Annotated in this window: 22 protein-coding genes and 2 pseudogenes; 10 read left to right on the top strand and 14 right to left on the bottom strand. The window is 71.9% G+C overall.

Annotated features, from left to right (window positions below):
* Window positions 1–9 precede the first annotated feature (9 nt).
* From ABD811_RS23895 to ABD811_RS23885, 3 genes are all read right to left on the bottom strand, one after another.
* Window positions 10–1,167: an epoxide hydrolase family protein gene (locus ABD811_RS23895; protein WP_344951757.1), complete on the bottom strand. Its 1,158-nt coding sequence runs from the start codon at window positions 1,165–1,167 to the stop codon at window positions 10–12.
* Window positions 1,164–3,392 carry an HAD-IA family hydrolase gene (locus ABD811_RS23890; RefSeq protein ID WP_344951754.1) on the bottom strand — a complete coding sequence of 743 codons (2,229 nt, stop codon included), beginning with the start codon at window positions 3,390–3,392 and terminating at the stop codon, window positions 1,164–1,166. The genes ABD811_RS23895 and ABD811_RS23890 overlap by 4 nt, the downstream gene beginning before the upstream one ends.
* 186 nt (window positions 3,393–3,578) lie before the next feature.
* On the bottom strand, window positions 3,579–4,058 hold the full coding sequence (locus ABD811_RS23885) for a Rossmann-fold NAD(P)-binding domain-containing protein (RefSeq protein ID WP_344951751.1): 480 nt from the start codon (window positions 4,056–4,058) through the stop codon (window positions 3,579–3,581).
* A 176-nt stretch (window positions 4,059–4,234) separates the two neighbouring features.
* Here ABD811_RS23885 and ABD811_RS23880 point away from each other — a divergent pair, with 176 nt between their 5' ends.
* From ABD811_RS23880 to ABD811_RS23870, 3 genes and pseudogenes are all read left to right on the top strand, one after another.
* Window positions 4,235–4,843 (top strand): TetR family transcriptional regulator, encoded by a 609-nt coding sequence (locus tag ABD811_RS23880; RefSeq protein ID WP_344951748.1) that lies wholly within the window; start codon window positions 4,235–4,237, stop codon window positions 4,841–4,843.
* Between the two features lie 505 nt (window positions 4,844–5,348).
* On the top strand, window positions 5,349–6,818 hold the full coding sequence (locus ABD811_RS23875; RefSeq protein ID WP_425549454.1) for a carboxylesterase/lipase family protein: 1,470 nt from the start codon (window positions 5,349–5,351) through the stop codon (window positions 6,816–6,818).
* 14 nt (window positions 6,819–6,832) lie between these two features.
* Window positions 6,833–7,341, top strand: a pseudogene (locus tag ABD811_RS23870) (transposase); the annotation flags it as partial.
* On the opposite strand, the gene ABD811_RS23865 reads toward ABD811_RS23870, so the two are convergent.
* Together ABD811_RS23865 and ABD811_RS23860 are read right to left on the bottom strand one after the other, a co-directional pair.
* Window positions 7,283–8,557, bottom strand: coding sequence for a VOC family protein (locus ABD811_RS23865; RefSeq protein WP_344951744.1), 1,275 nt, complete (start codon window positions 8,555–8,557; stop codon window positions 7,283–7,285). The pseudogene ABD811_RS23870 and the gene ABD811_RS23865 overlap by 59 nt on opposite strands.
* Window positions 8,550–9,149, bottom strand: a complete 600-nt coding sequence (locus ABD811_RS23860; protein ID WP_344951741.1) for an RNA polymerase sigma factor — start codon at window positions 9,147–9,149, stop codon at window positions 8,550–8,552. Before ABD811_RS23860 ends, ABD811_RS23865 begins: the two co-directional genes overlap by 8 nt.
* Before the next feature lie 302 nt (window positions 9,150–9,451).
* Between ABD811_RS23860 and ABD811_RS23855 the strand changes: the two genes are divergently transcribed.
* Window positions 9,452–10,174, top strand: a complete 723-nt coding sequence (locus ABD811_RS23855) for an alpha/beta hydrolase (RefSeq protein WP_344951738.1) — start codon at window positions 9,452–9,454, stop codon at window positions 10,172–10,174.
* Between the two features lie 44 nt (window positions 10,175–10,218).
* Here the strand turns inward: ABD811_RS23855 and ABD811_RS23850 are convergent, their stop codons facing one another.
* The gene (locus ABD811_RS23850) at window positions 10,219–10,557 is read right to left on the bottom strand and encodes a hypothetical protein (protein WP_344951735.1); all 339 of its coding nucleotides are present in this window, start codon (window positions 10,555–10,557) and stop codon (window positions 10,219–10,221) included.
* Window positions 10,558–10,878: 321 nt separating this feature from the next.
* Between ABD811_RS23850 and ABD811_RS23845 the strand changes: the two genes are divergently transcribed.
* On the top strand, window positions 10,879–11,778 hold the full coding sequence (locus ABD811_RS23845; RefSeq protein WP_344951732.1) for a hypothetical protein: 900 nt from the start codon (window positions 10,879–10,881) through the stop codon (window positions 11,776–11,778).
* A 294-nt stretch (window positions 11,779–12,072) separates the two neighbouring features.
* Window positions 12,073–12,981 carry a DUF1444 domain-containing protein gene (locus ABD811_RS23840; RefSeq protein WP_344951729.1) on the top strand — a complete coding sequence of 303 codons (909 nt, stop codon included), beginning with the start codon at window positions 12,073–12,075 and terminating at the stop codon, window positions 12,979–12,981.
* Here the strand turns inward: ABD811_RS23840 and ABD811_RS23835 are convergent.
* Entirely contained in the window at window positions 12,935–13,927 is a 993-nt protein-coding gene (locus ABD811_RS23835) for a lysylphosphatidylglycerol synthase domain-containing protein (protein ID WP_344951726.1), read from the bottom strand. The genes ABD811_RS23840 and ABD811_RS23835 overlap by 47 nt on opposite strands.
* A gap of 396 nt (window positions 13,928–14,323) precedes the next feature.
* On the bottom strand, window positions 14,324–15,205 hold the full coding sequence (locus tag ABD811_RS23830; protein WP_344951723.1) for an oxygenase MpaB family protein: 882 nt from the start codon (window positions 15,203–15,205) through the stop codon (window positions 14,324–14,326).
* A 117-nt stretch (window positions 15,206–15,322) separates the two neighbouring features.
* On the opposite strand from ABD811_RS23830, the pseudogene ABD811_RS23825 reads away from it, so the two are divergent.
* Window positions 15,323–15,424: pseudogene (locus tag ABD811_RS23825) on the top strand (AAA family ATPase); the annotation flags it as partial.
* Window positions 15,425–15,883: 459 nt separating this feature from the next.
* Here the strand turns inward: ABD811_RS23825 and ABD811_RS23820 are convergent.
* The 5 genes from ABD811_RS23820 to ABD811_RS23800 all read right to left on the bottom strand — a co-directional run bounded on the left by ABD811_RS23820 (window position 15,884) and on the right by ABD811_RS23800 (window position 20,980).
* The gene (locus ABD811_RS23820) at window positions 15,884–17,074 is read right to left on the bottom strand and encodes a lipid-transfer protein (protein ID WP_344951720.1); all 1,191 of its coding nucleotides are present in this window, start codon (window positions 17,072–17,074) and stop codon (window positions 15,884–15,886) included.
* A 249-nt stretch (window positions 17,075–17,323) separates the two neighbouring features.
* Window positions 17,324–18,385 carry a threonine aldolase family protein gene (locus ABD811_RS23815; RefSeq protein WP_344951717.1) on the bottom strand — a complete coding sequence of 354 codons (1,062 nt, stop codon included), beginning with the start codon at window positions 18,383–18,385 and terminating at the stop codon, window positions 17,324–17,326.
* On the bottom strand, window positions 18,366–19,043 hold the full coding sequence (locus tag ABD811_RS23810) for an SDR family NAD(P)-dependent oxidoreductase (RefSeq protein ID WP_344951714.1): 678 nt from the start codon (window positions 19,041–19,043) through the stop codon (window positions 18,366–18,368). The genes ABD811_RS23815 and ABD811_RS23810 overlap by 20 nt, the downstream gene beginning before the upstream one ends.
* A 257-nt stretch (window positions 19,044–19,300) precedes the next feature.
* Complete coding sequence (locus tag ABD811_RS23805) at window positions 19,301–19,810, bottom strand: hypothetical protein (protein ID WP_344951711.1); 510 nt, start codon at window positions 19,808–19,810, stop codon at window positions 19,301–19,303.
* A 441-nt stretch (window positions 19,811–20,251) separates the two neighbouring features.
* Entirely contained in the window at window positions 20,252–20,980 is a 729-nt protein-coding gene (locus tag ABD811_RS23800; RefSeq protein WP_344951708.1) for a histidine phosphatase family protein, read from the bottom strand.
* A 57-nt stretch (window positions 20,981–21,037) separates the two neighbouring features.
* On the opposite strand from ABD811_RS23800, the gene ABD811_RS23795 reads away from it, so the two are divergent.
* Window positions 21,038–21,403: a hypothetical protein gene (locus ABD811_RS23795; RefSeq protein WP_344951706.1), complete on the top strand. Its 366-nt coding sequence runs from the start codon at window positions 21,038–21,040 to the stop codon at window positions 21,401–21,403.
* Window positions 21,396–21,833: a hypothetical protein gene (locus ABD811_RS23790; protein WP_344951704.1), complete on the top strand. Its 438-nt coding sequence runs from the start codon at window positions 21,396–21,398 to the stop codon at window positions 21,831–21,833. The genes ABD811_RS23795 and ABD811_RS23790 overlap by 8 nt, the downstream gene beginning before the upstream one ends.
* Window positions 21,834–22,037: 204 nt before the next feature.
* Here the strand turns inward: ABD811_RS23790 and ABD811_RS23785 are convergent, their stop codons facing one another.
* Window positions 22,038–22,805, bottom strand: coding sequence for a nuclease-related domain-containing protein (locus ABD811_RS23785; protein ID WP_344951702.1), 768 nt, complete (start codon window positions 22,803–22,805; stop codon window positions 22,038–22,040).
* 315 nt (window positions 22,806–23,120) lie between these two features.
* Between ABD811_RS23785 and hrpB the strand changes: the two genes are divergently transcribed.
* Window positions 23,121–25,673: an ATP-dependent helicase HrpB gene (gene hrpB / locus ABD811_RS23780; RefSeq protein WP_344951700.1), complete on the top strand. Its 2,553-nt coding sequence runs from the start codon at window positions 23,121–23,123 to the stop codon at window positions 25,671–25,673.
* The last annotated feature ends 40 nt before the right edge of the window (window positions 25,674–25,713 follow it).

The following is a 25,713-nucleotide window of genomic DNA, read 5'->3' as shown; positions in this document are numbered from 1 at the left end:
CCGCCGGGCTCACCGGACGTGCCTGAAGAAACGGCGGACCTCCTCCACCAGCACGTCCGGTCGCTCCATCGCGGCGAAGTGCCCGCCCCTGTCCGGCTCGCTCCAGTGCCTGATGTCGGTGAAGCGCCGCGCCGCCCAGCGGCGCGACGGCCGGGGCACCTCCCGGGGGAAGACCGAGCAGCCGGTCGGCACCGTCACCGTGTCGGTCGTGGACGCGGTGAACCACTCCGACACCTCGCGGATGCTCTCCCAGTACAGCCGCGCGGCCGACGCCGCCGTGCCGGGCAGCCAGTAGAGCATGACGTTGTCGAGCAGCTCGTCGCGGGTGAACACGTTCTCCGGATGGCCGTCGCAGTCGCTCCACGCCCGGAACTTCTCCACGATCCACGCGCACAGCCCGGCGGGGGAGTCCGCCAGCCCGTACCCGAGCGTCTGCGGCCGGGTGCCCATCTGACCCGAGTAACCCGACTCGTGTTCCCGCGCGCGCTCCAGGTCGGCCAGGGCCGCCCGTTCCGCCTCGGTGAGATCGTCGAAGGTCGCCGGGTCGGGGGCCGCCAGGGGCGGGACGAGATGGATTCCCGCCACGTGGCCGGGGGCGCGCTGCGCGAGAAGCGTGGAAACGCTCGTCCCCCAGTCGTGCCCGAGCGCGCCGTACCGTTCGTATCCGAGGCGCTCCATCAGCACGGCCCAGGCGTCGGCGATGCGCTGCACGCCCCAGCCGGGCCGTTCCGGCTTGTCGCTGTATCCGTAGCCGGGGAGCGACGGGCAGACGACATGGAAGGCGTCGGACGCGTCGCCCCCGTACGCGGCCGGATCGCTGAGCGGCCCGATCACCTTGAGGAACTCCACGACCGACCCCGGCCAGCCGTGCGTGACCAGCAGCGGCAGCGCGTCCGGGCGTGGGGAGCGCACATGCAGGAAGTGGACGCCGACTCCGTCGATGACCGTGCGGAACTGGGGGAGGGCGTTCAGCCGCCGTTCGGTGGCCCGCCAGTCGTAGCCGTCCGCCCAGTAACCGCACAGCTCCTTCAGGTAGCGCAGGGGGACGCCCTGCGACCAGTCGTCGACCGTCTCCGCGTCGGGCCAGCGGGTGCGCCGCAGCCGGGAGCGCAGGTCGGCGAGCTGCTCTTCGGACGTCTCGATCCGGAAGGGGACGACCTCGCTCATGGCGCCGGTTCGACGTCGGCCAGCAGGAGGGCCTGCTGGGGTGCCAGGCGCACGCGTCCGGACCGGGGCGCGCCAGGGGTGACGGCGGGATCGTCGGTGTCGAACACGGCCGGGGCCGGGAGATCGAACTCGGGGCCCGTCTCGTCGTCGAGGTTCAGCACCGCCCACAGCGCGCCCCTGCGGTAGACGAGGTAGCCGTCGTCCGGTGACTCGGCGATGAGCTGCGCGACGTCCTCGTCATGCTCGAAGCGCAGATGGGCCCACCGGCGCGCGGCCAGCAGCCTGCGGACGGCGTTCAGATGCGACGACGGCTGTGCCAGCTGCGCCGACACCGTGTCGCCGGGGGAGCGTCCGCCCTCCGGCAGCCAGGGGCGGCCCGTGGTGAATCCCAGACCGGGGCCGGGCGTCCACGGCATCGGCGTCCGGGCGACGTCGCGCCCCTGGTCGGGTTGGGCGGCGCCCAGCGGGTCCTGCCCCTGCCCGGACGGGACGACGCCGTTGCCCAGTCCGAGCTCCTCGCCCTGGTAGAACCACATGGTGCCGGGCAGCACGGCCATGAGCACGTGCAGGGCCAGCGAGCGACGCCGCCCCGGCGTTCCGCCCCCGTACCTGGTGGCGGCGCGCGAACGGTCGTGGTTGCCCTGCACCCACGACAGGCGTGGCGACGCCGCGGCGGCGGCGACGGTGGCGTCATGGACGCGCGCGGGCTCCCACCCCGTCTCCACCAGGCCGAACCAGAACGACGAGTGCAGCCGCTCACCCTCCACGTACGCGGCCAGCCGCACCGGATCCAGTTCGTAGATCTCGCCGACCAGGAACGCGCCGTGCCGGTCGGCCACGCGCCGCCACCGTTCGTGGACGGCGTGCACGTCCGGCTGGTGGATGTCGTACCGGTGGTCCTGCCGGTTCCAGTCGGCCGTCACGCCCCCGAACGACGGCGCCGCGCCGTCGGGCAGCGGCGGGTTGTCCGGCAGCTCGGGATGCTTGACCAGGTAGGCGGCCGTGTCGATGCGGAACCCGTCCAGGCCGAAGGCGAACCAGTGGTCGAGCACCGCGTCGACCTCGTCGGCGACGGCCGGGTTGCGCCAGTTCAGGTCGGGCTGCTCGGGCCGGAACAGATGCAGGTAGTACTGGCCGGTCTCCGGGCCGAACGTCCACGCCGGACCGCCGAAGTGCGACAGCCAGTTGTTGGGCGGGCCGCCGTCCGGCGCCGGGTCGCGCCAGATGTAGTAGTCGCGGTACGGGCCGGTGCGCGTCGCCGCCGCGGCCTGGAACCACGGATGCCGGTCGCTGGTGTGGTTGACCACCAAGTCACCGATGACGCGCATGCCACGGGCGTGCGCCGCGTCCAGCAGCTCGCGCAGCGCCGCCTCGCCGCCGTAGCGCTCGTCCACACCCCTCAGGTCGGCCACGTCGTAGCCGTGGTCCCGCATCGGCGACGGGAAGAACGGCGTCAGCCACAGCACGTCCACCCCGAACCCGGCCAGATGGTCGAGCCGGGCCGTGACGCCGGGCAGGTCGCCCCAGCCGTCGCCGTCGGAGTCGGCGAACGACGGCAGGTACACCTGGTAGCCGACCGCGTCCCGCCACCACGGCCGCCGCCGCGCCCGCGCCATCAGGTGCGCGAGCCCGCCGAGGTCGCCGATCCGCAGATCGCCGGGCAGGCCGCGCAACGCCGCCACGGTGGCGCCCGCCGCCCGGCCCGCCTCGATGCCCGGCACGCTGTCCTCGACGACCAGGCAGCGCGCCGGATCGACCCCCAGCAGCTCGGCCGCCCGCAGGTACCCCTCCGGGTCGGGCTTGCCCCGCCGGACGTCCTCGATGGTGATCAGCAACGGCGGCTCGGGCAGGCCCGCCGCGCCCAGCCGCGCCTTGGCCAGCCGCACGTCGGCGCTGGTCACCACCGCCCACGGCACGTCCCACCGGGCGAGCAGAGCCAGCAGGTCGGCCGCGCCCGCGATGGGCACGATGTCGTCCAGGTCGTCGTACTCCAGCGCGATCTGCCGCGCCGCCGACGCCGCGACCGCGTCGTCGGCCAGGTGGGGCAGCAGGCGCCGCACGGTGCGCTCGCCCGGACTGCCGTGCATGATCGCCAGCACGTCCGCGACCGGCACGCCGTGCTCGGCGGCCCACGCGCGCCACGCGCGCTCCACCGCCGCGTCGGAGTCGACCAGCGTGCCGTCCATGTCGAACAGGACCGCCGCCACCTCCGCCAGGTCTCGCATAGGTCCCTCCCGATATTTACTCGCCACACGAGGATAAAACGAGGGGGCCGCCCCAAGGCAAGGGCTCAGTACGTGACGGCGTCCGGCGCATGCTCCGGCTCGTTCGCCGGCCGCTGTGTACTCGCCGGGCGCCGGCGAGGGCCCGCATCCTGTCGGCGTCCGATCGCGGCATGGAGGCGCTCTCCCTCACGACGGGGTGAGACCTGTGAGCCGTTCGCACAGGGACCAGACGGCCTCCTGGCCGCGCTCGTCCAGTGCGCCCGAAGGCCAGGACGTCCGCCGGGCCTTGGCGTCGAAGTACGCGCCCGTGACCCCTTCCACCTCCGGGCTGGACGCCAGATGGACGCTGGACCGCGATGCCTTGGCCAGATCCGACAGCAGCAACGGCCCCACCAGCCTGATGAGCGGCGCGACGGGCCGGTAGGCATAGGGGAACGCGCGCATGGGCGTGGCGCGGTTGCCGGGCGTGTAGGCGTGGCCGGGGTAGGCGACGTTCACGGTCACCCCGTCGTCCCGCAACCGCCCGGCGAACCGGTGGCTCATCGCCATCAGCGCCGTCTTGGCGTGGTTGTAGTGAGCGAACGTCCAGCCGAGGAAGGTCTTCTCGGCCTGCAGGTTGTCCGGGTCGATCGGCCCGCCCGGCATGCCGCCGGTGAGATTGACCACGCGCGCGCCCCGAGCCGGGCCAGGCCGCGCGCGGTCTCGCGGCCGATCCCCGCTGTGCTTCCGGTGACCAGGGCGGTCTTTCCATGCATCGTCGTCTCCTCACGGCTCGCCGGCTCGCTATGCTATGACACTCAGTGACATCTATGACGTTTAGTGCCATAACTTATCCTCGGTGCATGACACGAGCGGAGACGACCGGGCTGCGGGAACGCACGCGGCGGGCGGTACGCGCCGAACTGGCGGAGCTGGCACTGGGGTTGTTCGTCGAGCACGGCTACGAACGCACCACCGTGGAGGACATCGCCGCCGCCGCGGGCCTGTCCAAGCGCAGCTTCTTCCGCTACTTCCCGACCAAGGAGGACGTGCTGTTCGGCGACGTCGACGAACTCGCCGACCAGATCGCCGACGCCATCCGGGAACGGCCCGCCGGCGAGGACCCGTGGACGTGCCTGCACCTGGTGCTGCGCGACTGGGAGGGCCGCATCCACGCCGCGCAGCGCGAACTGACCGGCCTGCGCCTGATCGAGACGACCCCGGCGCTGCGCGCCCGCCTCCACCAGAAACGCGACGAACTGCGTGCCCGCATCGCGACGGCCCTGCGGGAACGTCCCGGATCCACCCTGGACGCCTTCACCGCCGACCTGCTCACCGCGGCCGCCGGAGCCGCCCTCGACGCGGCCGCCCGCGAATGGCTCCGCTCCGACGGCACCGCCGACCGCTCGGCCCTCATCGCCGAAGCCTTCGCCGTGCTGTCCCCTCACCCCGCGAAACCGGCCCCGGCCTGACCCACGAGGACCGCACCGCATCAGCCGCGCCAGCGGCGAGCCCCCGTGATGCAACCGGCCCGCGTCCTGTCGGACACGGGACGCTTGCGTCACGGGGTCCGTCCTTGACAACTTCGCCCAACGCGAGCGCCGGACGCACCATGACCACGCAGTAGCCGGTGAGCACCGTGCACGCAGGTGGTGAGGCTGTCTTCGTGGTGGCCGCACAAAACCCGCTGCGGAAATTAGCGGTCAAGGTGAAGCCGACAGCGAACGCCTCGCGTAGCGTCCGGTGCCCCGACTTCGCCAAGCCCGTCAAAGCCCTCCAGGACACCCGCTCGGCTGGCGATCTGGCAGCGCGCCGGGAGGTCCGCCACAAGGAGGGGGTGGACGCTCGCTTGCTGAATGGAGTGTCATGGGATTCGTCCGGGTGGTACGTCGGCGAGCGGTTCTCGGTCTTGTGCTCGCCGTGCTCATGGCCGCTGCGATGCTGACCCCGGCGTCCGCGCGTGATGACGGTGCGTTGGTGACGGTTTCGGGCGGTACGGTGCGTGGCAAGGTCGACGCCGACGGCCGGGACTTCCTGGGAATCCCCTACGCGGCACCACCCACCGGGGAGCGGCGGTTCAGGCCTCCGCAACCCGCCGCTGCCTGGTCGGGCGTCCGTGACGCCACACGACGGGGCAGCATCTGCCCCCAGACGTTTCCGCTCGGCAACGTCAGCGAGGACTGCCTGCTGGTCAACGTCTACACCCCGCCCGCGGCCCGCTCGAAGAACCTGCCGGTGATGGTGTGGATCCACGGCGGCGCCTACGCCCTGGGAACGGCCGCGGGATACGATCCGGCCCCGCTCGTCGCCACCGGCGACGTCATCGTCGTGTCGATGAACTACCGGCTCGGACCGTTCGGGTTCATGGCGTTGCCGGGCCTGGCCGGAGAGTCGGGGACGACGGGGAACTACGCGCTGCTCGACCAGCAGGCGGCGCTGCGCTGGGTGCGGCAGAACATCGCGGCGTTCGGCGGGAACGCCGGCAACGTCACCATCTTCGGCGAGTCGGCGGGCGGGCACAGCGTCTGCATGCAGCTGATCTCGCCGACGGCGGCGGGTCTGTTCAGCAAAGCGATCTCGCAGAGCGGCGGATGCGTCGACACCGAACTCGGGCCGCGCGAAGCCGAGGACTCCTACAAGTCCAGCCAGGACTTCGCCAGGTCGGTCGGCTGCCCCGATCCGGACACCGTGGTGGCGTGCCTGCGCGGCAAGTCCGTCGACGACCTGCTGTCCGGGTCGGGCAATCCGCTGGGGGAGCTCGGGTGGACGCCGACCATCGACGGCAAGGTCATCAGGGAGCCGACGAAGTCCGCACTGCAGGCCGGCCGATACAACAAGGTGCCGCTGCTCAACGGCACCAACAGGGACGAGGGGCGCCTGTTCACCGCGTTCAACTTCCATCTGACCAAACTGCGCCGCGCCAACGCCGACGACCTGAAGGCCGAGATCGATCTGCGTGCGGGCGAGGCCGCCCCGCAGGTCCGCGCCGCCTACCCGCCCGAATCGCCCGACAACGCCGACCTGGCCATCTCGCAGGTGACCACCGACGGGGCCTTCTCCTGCCCCGCGCTGTTCACCGCGCGAGCAGCGGCGGGTAACGCCGGGCAGAAGGTGTTCGCCTACGAGTTCTCCGACCCGAACCCGCCCTACGCCTGGCTGGACCCTTTGATGCCGCTGGGCGACTACCACGCCTCGGAGTTGTTCTACCTGTTCGCGACGCTCGAGATGCTGCCGCCACTTGGGATGAGCGACGAACAGAAACGGCTCTCCCGACAGATGATCGCCTACTGGACGACGTTCGCTCGGACCGGCGACCCGAACACGTCCGCCAACCCGTTCTGGCCCGCATTCACCCCGAGCTCCTCACTTCTCCAACGCCTCACCTCCGAAGGCACCGCACCATTCACCACCTTCGCCGCCGACCACAAATGCCACCTCTGGGAGTAGCTCGAGGGCGGACTGAAACCGGGCCGAGCCCGGTCGACTGTGGCCGATCGGGCTCAGAACACCACGTGCTGACCGACAGCCACGGCACCCCCTCGCCTTGGCGTTGACCGGCGGCAACCGCAATGACGTCGCTCAGCCGATGCCGCTGGTGGAGGCGGTGCCGCCGATCCGCGGCCGGGTGGGACGGCCTCGCCGCCGCCCGCAGTGCCTGCTGGCCGACGGCGGCTACGACCACGACACGTACCGGCGCCTGCTGTGGGGCAAGGGCATCAAGCCGGGCATCGCCCCCCGCGGCGCCCCGCACGGCTTCGGCCTGGACGTGCAGCGCTACGTCGTCGAACGCACCATCGGCCTGCTGCACTGGTTCCGCCGCCTGCGCATCCGCTGGGAGATCCGCGACGACATCCACGAGGCGTTCTCTCCAGGATTTGTTCGAGGGGTCGGCCTCCTTTGCCGACCTGGGATTACCGGAGTTGGCCCAGGTAGAAGCGGCTTCCTTGGTTGTCGGTGCACATGGAGCTGATGCCGTAATGCTGCGGCTCGGGGGCACTGCACTCGCCGCCGGAGGCCCGGACGCGGGCGATGGCCGCCTCGATGTCGTCGACCGCGTACATGGGAACCACCCTGGAACGGTCGTGCCCTCCGTGCAGTCCGCTCATCGGCCGGACCTCGGTGCCGCCGTTGAGGACGTTCCAGCCGCCGGGGACCCGGCCGGGACTGAACGTCCAGCCCAGAACGGCGCCGAAGAAGGCGCGGAACCGCTCGGAGTCGGGGACCTCGAAGGTCAGGTAGGCCACCGAACCGGGCGCGGGCTGGGCCGGGGCCGTCATCTCCTCGGTGGTCTGCAGCAGGGCGAACGGCATGCCCTGGTCGTCGGTGCAGTTCGAGACCAGCCCGTACGGCGCGCGCGTGGGCTCCTCCGCCTCACCGCCGGCTTGGCGCACCCGGCGCACCGCCGTATGGACGTCGTCGACCATGAAGCAGGGGAACAGGGTGGCGTGGTCCTGGTCGCCCCACAGACCGACGCGCTGGCCTGACGGACCCTCGACCTGGCGGCCCTGCGGCGCGCTGCCGGCGGTGAAGCGCCAGCCCAGCACCGGGCCGTAGAAGTCGGCGGCCCGCTGGACGTCGGGCACCCACAGCGCCATGTATCCGATGTCGCCGTGCCGGAGCGTGAGAGTGGGGCGGGCCGACGGCGGCGGTGTTGTGATCATCCAGCGGTGGCCGAAGGGATCGTGGATCACGCCGTTGCGTCCGTAGGGGTGGTCGGCGACCGGACGGGACAGCTCGGCGCCGAGTTCCACCGCGCGGTCGACGACCGTGTCCACGTCCGGGACGGTCAGGTAGATCGACTGGCTCGGACCGCCGCGCCTCCGCGGCCCGACCAGCCCGAGCTCGGGCCACTCGTCGGCGAGCATCAGCACCGAGTCGCCGATGGCGAGCTCGGCGTGCCCCACCCGGCCGTCCTCCATCACCGTCGGCTCGGTGCGCAGGCGGGCGCCGAACGCCCGGCTGTACCACTCCAGGGCGCGCTGCCCGTCGTCAACGCACAGGTATGGCGTCAGCGTGTGCAGCCTGGCCTCGACCGGGGACACGACGTCGCGGGTATCGGTGGTCATGCCGGCTTCCTTCGGCTCGAGCAGCGCGCGCCGCACGCGTTCGCGCAGTCGCGCCGCGAAGGCGGGATCGGGATCGACGGGTTCGATTGGGGCGCGGAGGGCCTCCAGTGGATCAGTCATCGCGGCCCTCCTCTCCGGGCTTGCGGTGGTCGTCTTGTCGTCCACGGCAGGTCGGCGGCCGCGGCCTGTCAGGTGGCCGGCACTGCCGTGCGTACTCGCGGCGGAACGCGGCCCTGGCCCGGACCAGCAGCGCCTCGGTGGCGTGCACGGTGCGGTCGAGGTGCTCGGCGACCTTGGGGACCGGCAGTCCGTCGAGGTAGCGCAGGGTGAGGGCGGCGCGGTGGTGCGGTCCGAGCGCGGCGAGCACCTCATGCGCCAGTAACGCGTCCAGGCGTTCCTCCCAAGGGTCGTTCGGCTCGTCCGGCTCGGCGTCCACCGTGCGCAGCCCGCGTTCCTCCCGCGCGGCTCGCCGCCAATGGTCGATGAGTTTGTGCCGGGCCACTGTCACCAGCCATGCCGTGGACAGCTCCGCTGGAGGGACCTTGCGGACCGCCTCGACGGCGGCCAGGAACGTCTCGGCGGTGAGGTCCTCGGCCAGGGCCCGCCGACCGCACCGGGACAGCAGATACCCATAGACCTGGGGCAGCGCCGTGTCGTACAAGTCCAGCAGCGCCGCACCCGGATCCGGTTCCACCCGTGCTGGTCGGCTCATACCCCCTTCATCGCTCGGCGGCCGTCTGCTCCGACGGGCATGCACGAAAAAATTGCCGAGCCACTCCTGGTCCTTGCCGTAAAACGCTGCTGACCTGCGTGAACGTCACAAATGATCACTCGGTGTCTTCGTGAGTGCGCTGCGGGAGGCGGGCGGTCGGCGCCGGTCTTCCGGTCCGCCCGCGCGGATGGTGGACGACGCGCGCTGCTCAGCAGTGGCCGTCAGACACGGTCGGCCCAGGTCGGGTGCAGGGGCGGACCAGACGATGACGGATCATTGTCAGTGTGCAATCCCTGGAACCTATGACGCTCTACACCAGTGACGCCGTACGCATCGACGCCGCCCACCTGCCTGGAGAGAAGGGCTTGTGCTTCGTACTGGCGCACGGGTTCACCTGCTCCTGGCGGCAGCCGACGTTGCGCCGCATCGCCGGCGTGCTCAACCGCTACGGCGGCGTCATCGGCCTCGACTTCCGGGGCCATGGCAGGTCCGGCGGCCTGTCGACGGTCGGTGACCGCGAGGTTCTGGACGTGGAGGCGGCCGTCGCGGCGGCGCGTAGACGTGGGTACGAGCGTGTCGCCGTGGCCGGGTTCTCCATGGGAGGAGCGGTCGCCGTAAGGCACGCGGCGCTGCACGGAGGCGTGGACTGCGTCGCTTCCATCAGCGCGCCCGCCCGCTGGTACTACCGGGGGACGACGCCGATGCGACGCGTCCACTGGGCGATCGAACGGCGCACGGGGCGCCTGGCGGTCAGGCTCGCCCGCCGTACCCGGATCGCGGCCAGCGGATGGGATCCCGTTCCCGAGGCGCCCTACGAAGTCGCAGGCCGTATCGCCCCCACACCGCTGCTGGTGGTGCACGGGGATGCCGATCCGTTCTTCCCCCTTGAGCACGCCCACCAGTTGTACGAGGCGGCGCGCGATCCACGAGAACTGTGGATTGAGCCCTCGTTCGGCCATGCGGAAGCCGCCGCGCCGCCTGCGTTGATAAAGAAGATCGGGGAGTGGGCCGCGGCAGCGGCCTGATCGCGGGTGAGCCGGCGACTGTTCGGCGCGCCCTGCAGGTCGCGCTAACCGACGCGACGATCCCCCTTGTGCGTCCCATAGAAATCGACCTGCCGGGCCATTATCTCTCGCAGTGATGTCCCCCGTGGGACGCCGTACACGGTGCCCGGAAAATCCAGGTCCCGTTGTACCTCCCACAGCTGGTCGTGCCGGTCGGGGGAGAACAACGCCGCCGGATCTCCTGCGGCTATCCACCCGATCGGCAGGACCGTGTCCGGGGCGAGCCGTGAATTGACGTGCAGAACGCTGTTGATGCGCAGCTCCGAGCGGGTACCGGCCACGGCGCCGGGGAAGACTGATACGCCCGTCGCCACGAATACCTCGTCGATGCTCCCTGCGGCCACGCACCAACGCGTTCTCCATCACGACCACGTTCTCGCCCACGCGCACCTGACCGTCCTCGGCGGTCAGTACCGCGCCATGCAGGATGCGGGCTCTTTCGCCCACCGTCACTGCTCCGCACAACACCGCCGTAGGCGCGATGTACGCGGATTCGTGGACGGCGGGCCGCTGCCCCCGGTGCTCCAAAAGCATATTTATCTCCTCCATTCCCGCGATCGCCACTATAACCGGCTAAGTCAGGCATTCTGGCGTGCGTCACGAGGTTATCCACAGATTCCGAGGTGCCTTCCGCTGGATCCTCCTGAAGGCGCATCATCGTCGCCATGGAAACGTTCGCATCGGCCGGCGGGCGCGCCGGAAACCTCACCTGGAAGCGCATCCGGAACGGACTCGCCGTCCCCGTCACCGTCGATACCGACCTCGAATTCGAGCGGGCGGACTCCCTGGCCGTCAGGGCGTCGATGATCAGCCGCCTGCTGGCGCCGCACGCGGTCATCGCCCGCAGGACCGCCGCCTGGATCTGGGGGCTGGACGTGCTGCCTCCCGGGGTGAACCAGTGGCAGTGGGACGTGGAACTGGTGCGGCCCGGCCACGATCTGCCGCCGGACGAATTACCGGCCGAGGACATCGTGGAGGAGGCCGGCGTCAGGGTGACCTCCATGGCGCGCACGGCGCTCGACTGCGCCCGCTGGCTGCCGCGCCGCGAGGCGGTGGCGGCACTCGACCAGTTCCTGCGGCGGGGCGTCGATCCGGCCTCCCTGGCAGCCATGGCCCGCGACCTCGCCGGACGCCCCAACGCCCGGCGGCTGCGCGACGTACTGCGCCTGGGCGACAGCGGCGCCGCGTCTCCTGGCGAGAGCTGGACGCGGGTGATGGTCGTCGACACGGGCTTCCCCCGGCCTCGTACTCAAATCGGCGTCGCCGGCCCCTACGGGGAGCCGCTGTTCGTCGACCTGGGTTACGAGCAGTTACGCGTCGGTCTGGAGTACGACGGCGAACGCCACCACACCGGCGCCCAGGCCCGGGCACACGACGAACGCCGCCGCCGATGGCTGCGAAAGGAGAAGGAATGGGAAGTCATCCCCGTCACCAAAGACCTGCTCGCCCGGCCTGCTCCCTACCTGGAGGCCTTGCTCACGGCCCTCCTGCAACGCGGCTGGAGCCCCGACGACGCCACATTGAACCGCATCGCCTCCCGCCTGAACCGCCGCATCAAAACCTGACGCACGACAAGACGCGTCGCCCCCACCCTGGGGTGCACGTGGCCACAGGACTTCTACAGCGTCTGGCCCTCGCGTTGAAAACGCTGCTCGCTGGGCCGGCGGCCTGCCTCAAGGCTCGTCCTCTCCGCCCCGATGCCACAGCGCGCAACCGCGTCAGAAGCCGGGCGGGCTCGGCCGGAGCCCGGAGAGCCGCCTGCGTACGGCGAACCGTCCGGCAGGCCCTACGGCATCATGGCGGGCACCTAGATCACGTAGGCTGTCCCCAACATCGGATGGTCCGTTCTGAGGGGTCACATGGAGTCCCACGACGGGGACGCCGGGTCCGTCGTCGGGGACGACCCGCTTCTCCCATTGGTGCTGACGGTGCTGGAGCACTACGGCTATGCCTGCGCGCTGATCAGCGCGGACGAGGTCGAGGTGTCCCGGCCGGACCGCGACGACGACACCCCCTACCGCATCCGGCTCACCAACCTGCGGCAGTGGACCGCGCGCGAGCCGCGCGACCAGTGGCCCGCGCTGGTGGCCGACTTCCTCGGCAGCCTCATCGCCGCCACCGAAGCCGACCTGGACGACGGCGGCCTGGACCTCGACGACTACACGTCGGTGCGGTCGCTGCTGCGGATGCGCGTGTACGCCGAGGACATCGGCGACGAACTGGACATCGTGCGCCGTCCCGTGGCGCCCGGGCTCAGCGAGGTCGTGGTGATCGACAAGCCCACGACGCTGATGGTGCTGACCACCGAGATGGTGAAGGGATGGCCGGTCGACCAGGACGAGCTGTTCCGTGTGGCGCGGGAGAACGTCCGGTCAGACGGGCCACTGGACGCCCACGTCCAGCCTGTCGACGGCACCCGGCTCGCGTCCCTGTACGGCGACACCGCCTATGTCACCGGGCACGCCCTGTGGGTGGGGGACTACCCGGTGACCGGACCGTACGGGGTGCTGCTCGCCATCCCCACGCAGAGCGTGGTGCATGCGGCGCCGCTGGAGCAGGCGGCGATCCCCGGCGCCATCAACAGGCTCATCGAGCTCGCGTGGGAGGAGTACCAGCAAGGGCCGCGTTCGGTGCAGCCGCACATCTACCGGTGGCACGAGGGCGTGCTGTCGCTGGCGGGCACGGTCGAGCAATCACCGGACGACTCGCTGGCCGTTCACATCACGCAGGAGTTCCAGGACTGTCTGGAAGAGCTGATCCGCGACTGATCCGCAGGGTGCGGGAGGTCAGCAGGCCCACCGGAACCGGCGCCCAGTACGTGACCAGCCGGAACAGCAGCACGGCCTGCAACGCGGGAGCGGCGGCGACGCCCAGGGCGGCGAGCGCGGCCACCAGCGCGGCCTCGGTGGACCCCATGCCCCCTGGCGCGGGCAGGGCCGCGCCCGCCGCCGCGCCGACCAGGTAGGCCGTGACAAGCGCCATCATGTCGCCGGCACCGGCCGTGGCGCCGGGGACGGCCAGCACGCTGATGCCGAACGCCAGGCCGAGCACGAACGTGGTGGAGGCGGAGGCCACCAGGGTGAGCACGAGATCGCCGGGGCGGCGGCAAAGGCCGGTCACTCCCTCCAGTGCCCGTCCCACCACGGCCGAACGGACGGCGCGACGCCCCCACAGGACCGCGGCGGGCAGCAGGAGCCCCGTCGCGGCGACCAACGGCCAGGACGGCAGCAACTCGACGACGGCGGCGGCGTGGCTGCCCATCGCGTCCAGCATGCGGCTGTCCCCTCCGCCCAGGGCGAGCAGCGCGCTCATCATGAGCAGGTCCGCGGGAACACCCGCCACCTGCAGCACCGCCACGGCGACGGCCGCGCGCGCCAAGGGCATTCCGTGGCAGACCAGGTAGCGGGTGTTGACGGCGACGGCACCGAGGCCACCGGGTGTGACGCGGTTGGCCGCGGCGGCCGTGAACTGGGCAAGCGTCGTCTCGAGCAGCGGCAGCCGCCACCCGGCCGCCCCGCGCAGCGCCACCGCCGCGAACACGTAGTGCAGCACTGAAAGGAGCGCCAACGCCGGTACCAGTTCCCAGCGCACGTCGTGGAACGCGGCCGCCGCCGCGCGAAGCGGGGCGGTGCCGTACACGACCGCGAGGACGATCACGATGACGAGGACCAGCAGGCCGACGAGGCCACGGCGCCTCCGGCGGACCGCTCGCACCAGGGCGGGAACTGCGTCTGGAGTCGCGGCGGCACCGCCGGGGTCCGCGTGCTCGGGTGCCGCGCACCTGGCGGAAACCGTCGGGTCGGCGCCGGCGCCTATGGTCTCCACACCTCTAGTTGTCGGCTTCCTGGCTGAAGGTTATGCGACCATCCGATTCACCCGAGGCTAACGCTCATCGGATGTTGGGAAGACCGGCCACGAAGCCGGAGCTCCACGTCCTCCACTGGTTGGTGCGGCTGCTTGATGCGTGCTGTTGCAGCGGCTGACAAGTCCGCGGGGTCGATTTTTGAGCGCTGGTGGTTAGGCGGCGGGTTGGTTGCGCTGGTTAGGGGTTTGGGGATGGATGTGGCGGTTGGCGAGTGCGCGGGGTTGTTTTTTGGGTGGGGGAGTGGTTTAGGCGGCGGGTTGGTAGCGCTGGGCACGGGTTTGGGAGCCGATGTAGCGCAGGGTGTTGCGCATCGTCCAGTGATTGAGACGCGTTGGGAGTATGCGGTAGCCCTGGCGGCTGGCGACGGCGAAGGCTGCGAAACGGAGTTGGTCGGTGGCGCTCCACGGGATGTCGAAGCGTTCCCGGACGATCGGCGGCAGGCATCCGAACGTCACCAGGCGCAAGGGCCGTTCGGCGAACAGGCGTCCGGCCCGCTCCAGCCGCGGCCCGCCCACCGGCATGAGGGAGATGGTGTCGGATCCGTATCTGGCGATGTCCAGGGCGCGCGCCGCCGCCGGGGTGAGTTCCAGAACCTTGGCGCAGATGTGCCAGAACTTCGACTGGAAGGCCGCGTAGTCGGCAGGCACCGGGCGCATGCTGACCCCATAGCGGGAGTACCAGGTGACGGTCTCGTCGTATAGACGCCGGCGGTCCTCGGCCTTGAGCGTCTCCGGGTGGAACATCTCGGCGGCCTTGAAGATCTCCCAGGTGAACGTGGCGTGCGCCCACCAGAACGTCTCCGGCTCCAGCGCGTGGTAGCGGCGGTCGTGCTCGTCGACCCCGCCGACGCCGCGGTGCAGGTCACGGATCGCGTGGCCGCGCCGCTCGCCGTCCGGGGTCAGGATGGTCGCCCAGATCTGCGGAACGGACCGGTAGATCCGGTCGAACGGCGCGTCGAAGAACGCCGAGTGCTCGGCCACCCCCGCGCCGATGCCCGGATGCATCAGCTGCATCAGCCCCGCGGCGGCGCCGGGCAACAGAGAGCGCAGGTCGGAGGCGTACTTCCAGAGCAGCGACCCCGGCCCCAGCGGCGCCCCGGCCGCCGGGCGGGTGGACGAGGCGGACATCGCACCTCCCTGACGGGTGCCCCCAGAGTAGAGGCCGTGAGACGAAAGTCAATATTTGTCTCACGGGCTGCGGGGCACCCCGGTGTCAGATGCGGGCTCCGCATCGTTCCTTTCCGACGCCCCAGCCGCCGGGCCGAGGCTCTGAACCCCGGCTCCGTCTTCGTCAACTTCGTCCTCGCCGACGAAATCAACCGCGCCCCCGCCAAAGTCCAGTCCGCTCGATCGCTGTGGGGGGCGCTTGGGTAATGCGTGCGGCTTTTCTGCGGTGGTGGTGATTGGTGGTGGGGCACTGCGGGGTTCGGGTGGTGCGGCGTGGGCGGTGATTGGCGGGGGTGCCCGCGTCGTTCGGGCGGCGTCGCGCCGTCGGTCGCACGTCGGTGGGCGATGCCGCCCCTGCCGCCATGGCGGCAGGGGGCGGGTTCGCCGGTTCTGCCTGGCCGGTCAGCTCGGCGTTCTGCGCCTGGCCGCCGGAGGCGTCTGCACGCCCCCGAGCGAGGCCAGGTCGCGGTGGGGCTTGCGGCAGAAGCGATGGGCCAGTGGTCCGGCGCCAGGAGGGCTGCGGTGTTGGCTGCGGGGATCTGGATTGTCAATGTCTGTGCTGTATCGGCCGCTGGGGCGAGTTTTGTGCGGTCGATTGCGGGTGGGCCAGGGTGGCGCCTCCCGTAGTGGATGGTGCCCTTACGTTGCGGGCTTGTAGACGGCTACGGCGCAGGCGCTTCCCAGGCCGATGTTGTGCTGGAGGGCGACCCGGGCGCCTTCCACCTGGCGCGCGTCCGCCTCGCCGCGCAACTGCCAGGTGAGTTCGGCGCACTGGGCGAGGCCGGTGGCGCCCAGCGGGTGGCCCTTGGAGATCAGGCCGCCGGACGGGTTGACGACCCACCGGCCGCCGTACGTGGTGGCCTGGTCGTCGACGAGTTTGTGGCCCTCGCCCTCGGCTGCCATGCCCAGCGCCTCGTACGTGATCAGTTCGTTGGCGCTGAAGCAGTCGTGCAGCTCGATGACGTCGACGTCGTCGATCGACACCTCGGCCTCGTCCATGGCGGCGCGGGCGGCGCGCCGGGAGCAGCCGAAGCCCACGACCTGGATGGAGGAGTGGTCGGCGAAGCTGTCGGGGGTGTCGGTGGCGATGTGGTGCCCGGCGATCTCCACGGCCCGGTCGGCGAGGTCGTGCTCCTCCAGGAACCGCTCGCTGACCACGATCGCGGCGGCGGCGCCGTCGGAGGTGGGGGAGCACTGCAGCTTGGTGAGCGGCTCGTAGATCATCGGCGCGTTCCGGATGTCTTCGAGCGTGTACTCGTCCTGGAACTGGGCGTACGGGTTGTTGACCGAGTGCTTGTGGTTCTTCCAGCCGATCCAGGCGTAGTGCTCGGGCGTCGACCCGTACTTCTCCATGTGCTCGCGCCCCGCGTTGCCGAACATCTGCGGCATGGGGGCCTTGTCCATCTCCCATGGGCGTCCCGCCGTCATCGACGTCAGATGGTGGTCGATGATCGTGACCCTGGACTTGCCGACGCCCGCGCCGAGCGAGCCCTTCTGCATCTTCTCCATCCCCAGAGCGAGGACGCAGTCGGCCAGGCCGCCCTTGACCGCCTGGCGGGCCAGGAACAGAGCGCTGGATCCGGTGGCGCACGCGTTGGCGACCGTCATCACCGGGATGCCGGTCATGCCGACCTCATAGAGCGCACGCTGCCCCATCGCGCCGTACATGGAGCCGGCGTACGCCTGCTGGATCCGGTCATAGGCGATCCCGGCGTCCTCGAGAGCCTTGCCGACCGCCTCCTTGGCCATGTCCGGGTACTCCCAGTCGCGGGAGCCCGGCTTCTCGAACTTGGTCATGCCGACGCCGACGACGAACGTGCGGTTGGCCATCCGGCTCGCCTCCTGTACCGAATCGTGTTCGGTGACACGATAACCCGCCGACCAAGCGCCTGTTCACCCAGCGCCCCGCCTCGGTCTCTCGAGGGCAGAAGACGCCTGCCTGCAACGGACCCGCCCTGCATTTCACCGCCGCGATGTGCGCCGTGCGGATTTCGCGTTGTTGCCGGGGGCTTCTCCCCAGGTGGCCTGTTGTTGAAGGGCGTCTTTGTGTCGTGAGCCGGGGGCGTTCGCCGTGGGGTGTCAGGCGGTGAGGGCTTTGGAGAGGGCGGAGGTGAAGGCTTGGACCTCGTGTTCCGTCGTGGCGAATGAGCACATCCAGCGGACCTCGCCGGTCTGCTCGTCCCAGGTCGAGAAGGTGTAGTGCTCGCGCAGGCGGGCGACGGCCTCGCTGGGGAGGATGGCGAACACCGCGTTCGATTCGACGGGGCGGGTGATGCGCACTCCGGGGAGGGGGCGGACGGCCTCGGCCAGGCGCTGGGCCATTGCGTTCGCGTGCCGGGCGTTGCGCAGCCACAGGTCCCCGTCGAGGAGCGCGACGAGTTGGGCGGAGATGAAGCGCATCTTGGACGCCAGTTGCATGCCCGCCTTGCGCAGGAAGGGCAGGCCGCGTACCGCCGCGGGGTCGAGCACGACGACGGCCTCGCCCAGCAGCAGGCCGTTCTTGGTGCCGCCGAACGACAGCACGTCCACCCCGACGTCGGTGGTGAGGGCGCGGAGGGGGACGTCGAGCGAGGCCGCGGCGTTGGCGAGACGGGCGCCGTCCATGTGAACGCGCATGCCGCGCTCGTGGGCGCAGGCGGTGAGTGCCGCGAGCTGCTCGGCGGTGTAGACGGTGCCCAGTTCCGTGCTCTGCGTCAGGGACACGACGCTGGGCTGTGCGTGGTGCACGTCGCCCCAGCCCCAGGCGTACCGGTCGACCAGTTCGGGTGTCAGCCTGCCGTCCGGTGCGGGCACCGGGACCAGCTTGAGCCCGGCGACCTTCTCGGCGGCGCCGCACTCGTCCACGTTGATGTGGGAGCCCTCGGCGCAGATCACCGAGCTCCACCGTTCCGACATCGCCTGGAGGGCGACGACGTTGGCGCCGGTGCCGTTGAAGACGGGGAACACCTCGGCCTGGTCGCCGAAGTGCCGCCGGACGACCTCGCGCAACCGTGCGGTGTACGCGTCGTCTCCGTAGGCGCCCTGGTAGCCCTCATTCGCCGCGGTCAGGGCGGCGAGGATCTCCGGGTGCGCCCCTGCGCAGTTGTCGCTCGCGAAGCCGGCGTCCGGTGCGCGGGTTCCGTCAGGAGCCGGTGAGGTCAAGACGTCGTCCGTTCAGCTCGTCGGCGGGGCGGTCCCAGAGTGCGGTCACGGCCTTGGCGAGGTCGTCGACGTGGGTGTGCCCGGAGTAGTCGGCGTCCGGGGCGTCCTGCCTCATGGCGTCGGTCAGCAGGGCCTTGACGACGAGGATCGTCGCCGCCGCGGAGCTGCCGGACAGCGCGTCGGCCAGCGCCAGCGTCCACGTCTCGGCCGCCGCCTTGGCGGTGGCGTACACGGCGTTGCCCTGGGTGGGACGCCGCGCGCCGGGCTGTGACACGATCGCGACCCGTCCGGCGGTGGAGCGGCGCAGCTGCTGGTGGAACGCCAGCGTGGTGTGCTGCAGAGTGCGGATCAGCAGGTCGTGCAGCAGCGACCAGTCGGCCAGGTCGGTGTCGGCGAAGGACTTGGCGCCGCGCCAGCCGCCCACCAGGTGGATCAGCCCGTCCACGGCACCGTGCTCGGCGGCGACCTCGCCCGCCCAGGCGCGGGTGCCGTCGGCGTCGAGCAGGTCGACGACCGCGGGGAACACGTTGTGCTCCTCCCACCGCTGCGGGCGCACGTCGGCCGCCACCACCCGCGCGCCGTCCGCCGCCAGCCGGCGCACCACGGCCTGACCTGCGGGACCGCCCGCGCCCGCCACCACGATCACGCGACCGCTCACGGTCGAAGACTGGGCCATGCGCATATTCTGCCCGGCGGCGGGAGGCCGGCCGCCACCGGGATCACGGCCATCGGCCGCTGCGCGTCGGCCTGGTCGTCGATCGAGAGGCTGGAGCGGAAGCCGAGCGGCTCGGCCCGCGGCGCAGGATCCGCGCGCACGCCGAGTGGAAGGTCATCACCCACATGGCGCGGGGCTTGCGGCCGATGGCGATCGGACGGCGACGCCACCAGGAAGCAGCCCTTCCGATGTGTGGCGGGTCAGGGACGGGCCTCGGTGCCCAGCGGGTTGTCGGTGGCGGTGAGGCGGGTGCGCAGGGCGTCGAGGTCCTCGCCGAGGCGGGCGAGATTGGCCTGGAGGTCGCGCCACAGGCCGGCCCGCTGTTCCACGCGGGACAGGCGGGAGCGCAGGTCGCCGACGCGTTGTTCGACGGACTCCAGGCGGGTGCCGTTGGCCGCGTTGTCGCGGCTCTGGCGGAGCACGCCGGTGGCGACGGTGGCGAGGTCGCGTTCGGTGTCGTCCATGCGTTCGTCGAGGCGGGGCAGGACGCGGTCGTTGAGCTGGGTGACCAGCGAGTCGAGGTCGGCGCGCAGGGAGCGCAGTTCGGCCTGCTGACCGTCGAGGGTCTGCTCCATGCGGCGCAGGCGTTCGTCGTAGGCGTCCAGCCGGGTCCGGTCCAGTCCGAGCCGGGACATCAGATCGAGTCCCTCTCGCAGGCGGCGCTCCGCCTCCGCGGCGACGTATCGGACGAGACCTGAGACCACGGTCATAGAGGCTCCTCGGAACGCGGCGGAGACGGTCTTTAAACTTTAGGCGAACTCCCGCATAACGGTTGACGTTGTTTCAGTGAACGTGCGTGGACGCACAGTCCGCACTCAAGATCAGTCGGGCGCGCGCAAAGGGAGCCGGTTCAGGGGCGGGCGCACGTGTTGCCAGGTCAGGTGCGGCATGGTGCTGCCAATGCCAGGCGCGTCGTGTCTTCGTCGCCCAGGACGGACGGCCGCGTCGCCCGGTGCCTTACGCGCCGGCCGCGATCCGCGTCCGCGCCTTTAGCGGTTCGACGGTCGCGAGCACGTTGCGACCGTTTACGCACCCACCGTGCAAATGCCGGGGCCGGTCAATTCCGCTTGCCGTCCGACGTGATTCGGACGCGTTCTGTGAGTTCGACTCCGAAAAGCCCGGGGCGTCACCGTGCCGGGCCCGCCCGGGGGTCACGGGGTGGCGGGATCGGCGTCGAGCAGGTGGGTGCAGTCGTTGAAGGCGGCGGGGCGCAGCGTGCCTCCGTGGCGCTGCCAGCGGGTCACCGAGCAGTTGCCGATGGGATCCTTCTCGATCTCCATGATCTCCTGCTCGGACAGGTCCTCGACGATGTACCGGGTCATCACCACGATCGCGTCGTGCGCGACCACCAGGACCCGGGCGCCCGGCGACGACAGGTCCAGGTCGCGGTAGAAGCTGCGCAGCCGCAGGGCCAGGTCCGTCCAGGACTCGCCGCCCGGGGGCCGGTAGTAGAACTTGCCCAGGCGCCGCATGCGCGCGGCCTCCTGCGGATGGCGGCGGCGCACGCCGAGAGGGGTGAGGCCCTCCAGGATGCCCTGCTCGCGGTCGCGCAGCCGTTCGTCCATCTCGATGCGCAGCCCGCCCGGCTCGTCCGGCCCGAACGGGGTCTGCGCGAGGGCGATGCGGGCGGTGTCCCGGGCGCGCAGGTAGGGGGACGTGACGACCCTGGTGGGACGCTCGTCGTCGGGCAGTTCCGCCAGCCAGCGGCCGAAGGCGGCGGCCTGGAGCCGTCCGGTGTCGGTGAGGGGGATGTCGGCGTCGCGTTCGGGGATCTCGGTCTCCTCGGCGTCGGTGCCCTGCACCGCGCGGTAGGCGAGGTTGCCGGTGCTCTCCCCGTGCCGGGTCAGGATGAGGCCGTCGAGCGCGTTCACGCCGTTCATGATTCCACGGGACCGGACGGCCGGTGCTCTACAAGCGGTAGTAGTCTCGGGACTGCTATGTCGAGCGCCCTCTCCACCGTGATCATCATCGCGTCGTTGCTGGCAGCCGCCTACAGCCTGGTGACGACCCTGCGCGACCGGGCGATGGGCTGGGACCACCTGGCCGCCCTGGGCGTCCTGGAGGCGCTGCTGATCGCCCAGATGGTGGTGGGCTTCGTCAAGCTGTCCGGCGACGAGGGGCCCGCCGACACCGCCACCTTCGTCGGCTACCTCATCGGCGTCGTGCTCATCCCCGTCGTCAGCGCGGGCTGGGGGCTGCTCGAACGAACCCGCTGGGGTCCGGGCGTCATCGTGGTGGCGTGCCTGGCCGTGTCGGTGATGGTGGTGCGTCTCGGGCAGCTGTGGGAGGGCACCGTTGTCTGAGGACGTGCGCGAGAAGACCGCCGGGACGGCCGAGGAGGCCGGGACGGGCAGCGGCCCCGGGCGGATCCTGGTCGCCGTGTACGGGATCTTCGCGCTGGCGGCCGGGGCGCGCGCCGCGGTGCAGATGGCGACCCGCTTCTCCGACGCGCCCGTCGCCTACTCGCTGTCGGCGTTCGCCGCGGCCGTGTACGTGCTGGCCACCGTGGCGCTCGCCCTGGGCGGACGCACGTCACGGCGGGTGGCGCTGGCGTCCTGCTCGATCGAGCTGGTGGGCGTGCTCGCCGTCGGGACGCTGAGTCTCGCCGACAAGGCGGCGTTCCCCGACGAGACGGTGTGGTCGGTGTACGGCCAGGGCTACGGGTTCATCCCCCTGGTGCTGCCCGTTATCGGCCTGTACTGGCTGTGGCGCACCGGCCGTCGCACGAGCTGAACGAACCCCTACCCGATCCACCGCTCATCCTCAGCGCCCATGACCGGCGGACGTGCCGAGGAGGAGCTGGGGGCGTTGGCTGGCGCGTCGCCGACCGCGGGGGGCGGCGCGCCAGCGACAGACGGCGGGCATTGGTGCGGGGCGCGGCGGCCCCGGTGACCGTCTCGGCGTCTTCGGGTGGTGTACGGCTGGTGCGGAGGCTGTTCAGGCGGCTTCGGACGTCATGGTGCGGCCGCCGATGGGGAGCGCGTGCACGGCCGCGCGGGCGACCGTCTCGACGTCCTCGGGGGACAGGACGGCGTGCGGGTGGCGGCGGATCCACAGCAGCAGCCGCAGCGGCCGGGCGAACAGGATGCCGTCGGCGGTGAACGGGCTCTTGAGCAGCTTGCCGCCGTGCACCGCGTGGACGGGCACCACCTTCAGCTCCATGTCGGCGCGTTCGGAGATGAGCCGCCCGGCGGTGGCGGCGGCCTCCTTCAGCTCGCGCGTCATGGCGGTGCGGGTGCGCCCGTCGATGAACAGCCGTCCGCCGAACCTGCTGATCTCGGTCTCGGGGTGCCAGGCGTCGTTGCGGATCAGCCACACCCCGCCGGGGCCGACGAGCACCTGGTCGGCGGTGCCGTGGCCGGGAATGGTGCGGGCGTGCAGGACCCGGTGCCCGCGCCGCTCCAGCGTGAAGCGCAGCAGCCGGGCCATGCGCTGGTCGCCGCGCAGCCCACGCCGCCACACATGGGAGCGGTGGTACAGCCACCACTGCACCGTCGCGTCGGCCCCCGCGACCAGCAAGGCCATGGCGACAGCGAAAACACCGTTCACCAGTACCGCGCAGAGCACAAGCGTCACACCGGCGAGAATGGCGCGGGTGCGCAGCCTGCCCTTTCGGTCGCGCTGCCACAGTTCCTCGTACACCGCCTGCGGGGATCCGCCGGTGAAGGCCTCCCTGTCGCGGAGGTAGATGGAGCTGCCGAACATCCCGAATCCTTCCCTGCGCCTGCGATGACGACTCGATTATCGGGATACCTGAGCTCCGGCCCGCTGTCGTCCCCCGGTGAGGAGCTTCCGTCCGGAAAGCAACTGCGGTGGAAGAGATATCGCTGGTCACCGGGACGCGGCGAAGCATCTGTCGCGTGTTCTCGGCGGCTGCTTTAGAACGTTCTACGCGCACTGCTGAAATACGCGGTGCAACTATCACCGCAAGGGTCGGGAGCCCTTTTCGCGCGTGGTGTTTCTCACATCATGGACGACGCGGCGGCATGACCGCCACCGGACGCCCGGCACACTGGAGCGGTGCCTGACGAACGTCTCCGAGCGGCCCTGACCGCGCTGCCCGTGCGCCGAGCGCTGCCCGGGCTGCGCGCGGCGTTGGACGAACGCGGCGTCGCCGTGCTGGCGGCGCCTCCGGGCACGGGCAAGACGACGCTCGTCCCGCCGGCGCTGGCGGGGCTGCTGCCGCCGGACGGGCCCGCCGACCCGGGCGGCAAGGTGATCGTGGTGGAGCCGCGGCGCCTGGCCGCGCGGGCCGCCGCGCGCCGCATGGCCTGGCTGCTGGGCGAGCGGGTCGGCGGACGGGTCGGCGTCAGCGTGCGCGGCGAGCACCGTCCCGGCACGCGGATCGAGGTGGTGACCACGGGGGTGCTGCTGCGGCGGCTGCAGGACGAGCCGGAACTGGCCGGCGTCGCCACGGTCGTCCTCGACGAGTGCCACGAGCGGCACCTGGACGCCGACACCGCGATGGCCTTCCTCCTCGACGTGCGCGCCGCGCTGCGTCCCGAACTGCGCCTGGTCGCCGCGTCCGCCACCGCCGACACCGCGCCGTGGGCGCGCCTGCTGGGCGGCGCCGACGGCGCGGACGGCGCGCCCGTCGTGCCCGCGCCCGTCGTGGAGACCGAGGCGGCGCTGCATCCGGTCGAGGTGATCTGGGCGGCGCCGGAGCGGCCGCCCGCGCCGCCGCACGGCATGCGCGTCGACCCGGCGCTGCTGGGCCATGTCGCCGCGACCGTGCGCCGGGCCCTCGCCGAACGCGACGGCGACGTGCTGTGCTTCCTGCCGGGCGCGGGGGAGATCGCCCGGGTGGCCGGGCTGCTGTCCGGCGCGGGCGTGGACGTGCTGCAGGTGCACGGCCAGGCGCCGGCCGCCGTGCAGGACGCCGTGCTGGCGCTGGGGGAGCGGCGGCGGGTGGTGCTGGCGACCTCGGTGGCCGAGTCCAGCCTCACCGTGCCGGGTGTGCGCGTCGTGGTCGACTCGGGGCTGGCGCGCGAACCCCGCACCGACCACGCCCGCGGCCTCGGCGCCCTGACCACCGTGCGGGTCTCGCGCGCCGCGGCCGAGCAGCGCGCCGGACGCGCCGGACGCGAGGCCCCCGGCGCGGTCTACCGCTGCTGGAGCCAGGCCGAGCACGAACGGCTGCCCGCCCGTCCCCGCCCCGAGATCGAGCTGGCCGACCTGACCGCCTTCGCGCTGCACGCCGCCTGCTGGGGCGACCCGGACGCGGCCGGGCTGGCGCTGCTGGACGCCCCTCCGCAGGCGGCGATGCGCGCCGCGCACGGCACGCTGCGCGCCATCGGCGCGGTGGACGGCGACGGCAAGGTGACCGAACGCGGACGTGCGCTCGCGCGCGTCGGCGTCCATCCACGCCTGGCGCGGGCGCTGGTGGACGGCGCCGCGCGGGTCGGGGCCCGTGCCGCCGCGCAGGTGGTCGCGTTGCTGTCGGAGCCGCCGCCGCGCGGCGCGGGCGACGACCTCACCGCGGTGTGGCGCACGCTGCGCGGCCCCGGGCCGCCCGCCGACGCCCACGCCGCCCGCTGGCGCGACGAGGCCAGACGCCTGCAGAACGCCCTGCCGGACGGCCCGCCGCGGGCCGCGGGGCATGACGACGCGGTGGCGGGCACTGTCGTCGCGTTGGCGTTTCCGGAGCGTGTGGCGCGGATTCGGCCCGACGGCGGCTACCTGATGGCCTCGGGCACCGGCGCCGCCCTGGCCGACGGGTCGGCGTTGGCCGCCGCCCGCGCCGAATGGCTGGCCGTCGCGGTGGCCGATCGTCCCGCCGGGGCCGCCTCCGCGCGGGTCCGGCAGGCCGTCGTCATCGACGAGGACATCGCCCGGCTCGCCGCCGCGCCGCTGCTGGAGGAGGACGAGGAGGTCGCCTGGCGGGACGGCGACGTGGCCGCCCGGCGCGTCGAGCGGCTCGGCGCGATCGAGCTGACGGTGCGTCCGCTGCCCGGCCCCGATCCGGAGCGGGTGCGGGCGGCGCTGCTGGACGGCCTGCGCGCCGAGGGGCTGGGCCTGCTGACCTGGACGCCCGCCGCCGTCGCGCTGCGCGAGCGGCTGGCGTTCTGCCGCCGCGCGCTCGGGGACCCGTGGCCGATGGTGGACGACGCGTCCCTGATCGAGCACGCCGCCGACTGGATCACGGCGGCCGGGGCCCGCCGCCGCGCCGACCTCGCCCGCCTCGACGTGGCCGCCGCGCTGCGCGCCCTGCCGCCCTGGGAGTGCGCGGCACGGCTGGACGAGCTGGCGCCCGAGCGCGTCGAGGTGCCGTCCGGGTCCCGGGTCCGCGTCGACTACTCCGGGGAGCGTCCCGTGCTGGCGGTCAAGCTGCAGGAGCTGTTCGGCTGGGACGCCGCGCCCCGGCTGGCCGGCGGGCGCGTCCCGCTGGTGGTGCACCTGCTGTCACCGGCCGGGCGTCCCGCCGCCGTCACCGCCGACCTCGCCTCCTTCTGGCGGGACGGCTACCGGGCCGTACGGGCGGAACTGCGCGGCCGCTACCCGCGTCACCCCTGGCCGGAGGACCCCGCGACGGCCGAACCGACCCGGCACGCCAAGGCCCGCCGCGCCCGCTGACCCCGCCGCCGCACCCGCCGCGGCGGCGGCCGGGCGCGAG

The organism is Actinomadura miaoliensis (assembly GCF_039536785.1).
Taxonomy (GTDB): Bacteria; Actinomycetota; Actinomycetes; order Streptosporangiales; family Streptosporangiaceae; genus Spirillospora; species Spirillospora miaoliensis.
Note: the sequence above shows the minus strand (reverse complement) of the source record. Positions and strands in the feature narration are given on the sequence as shown.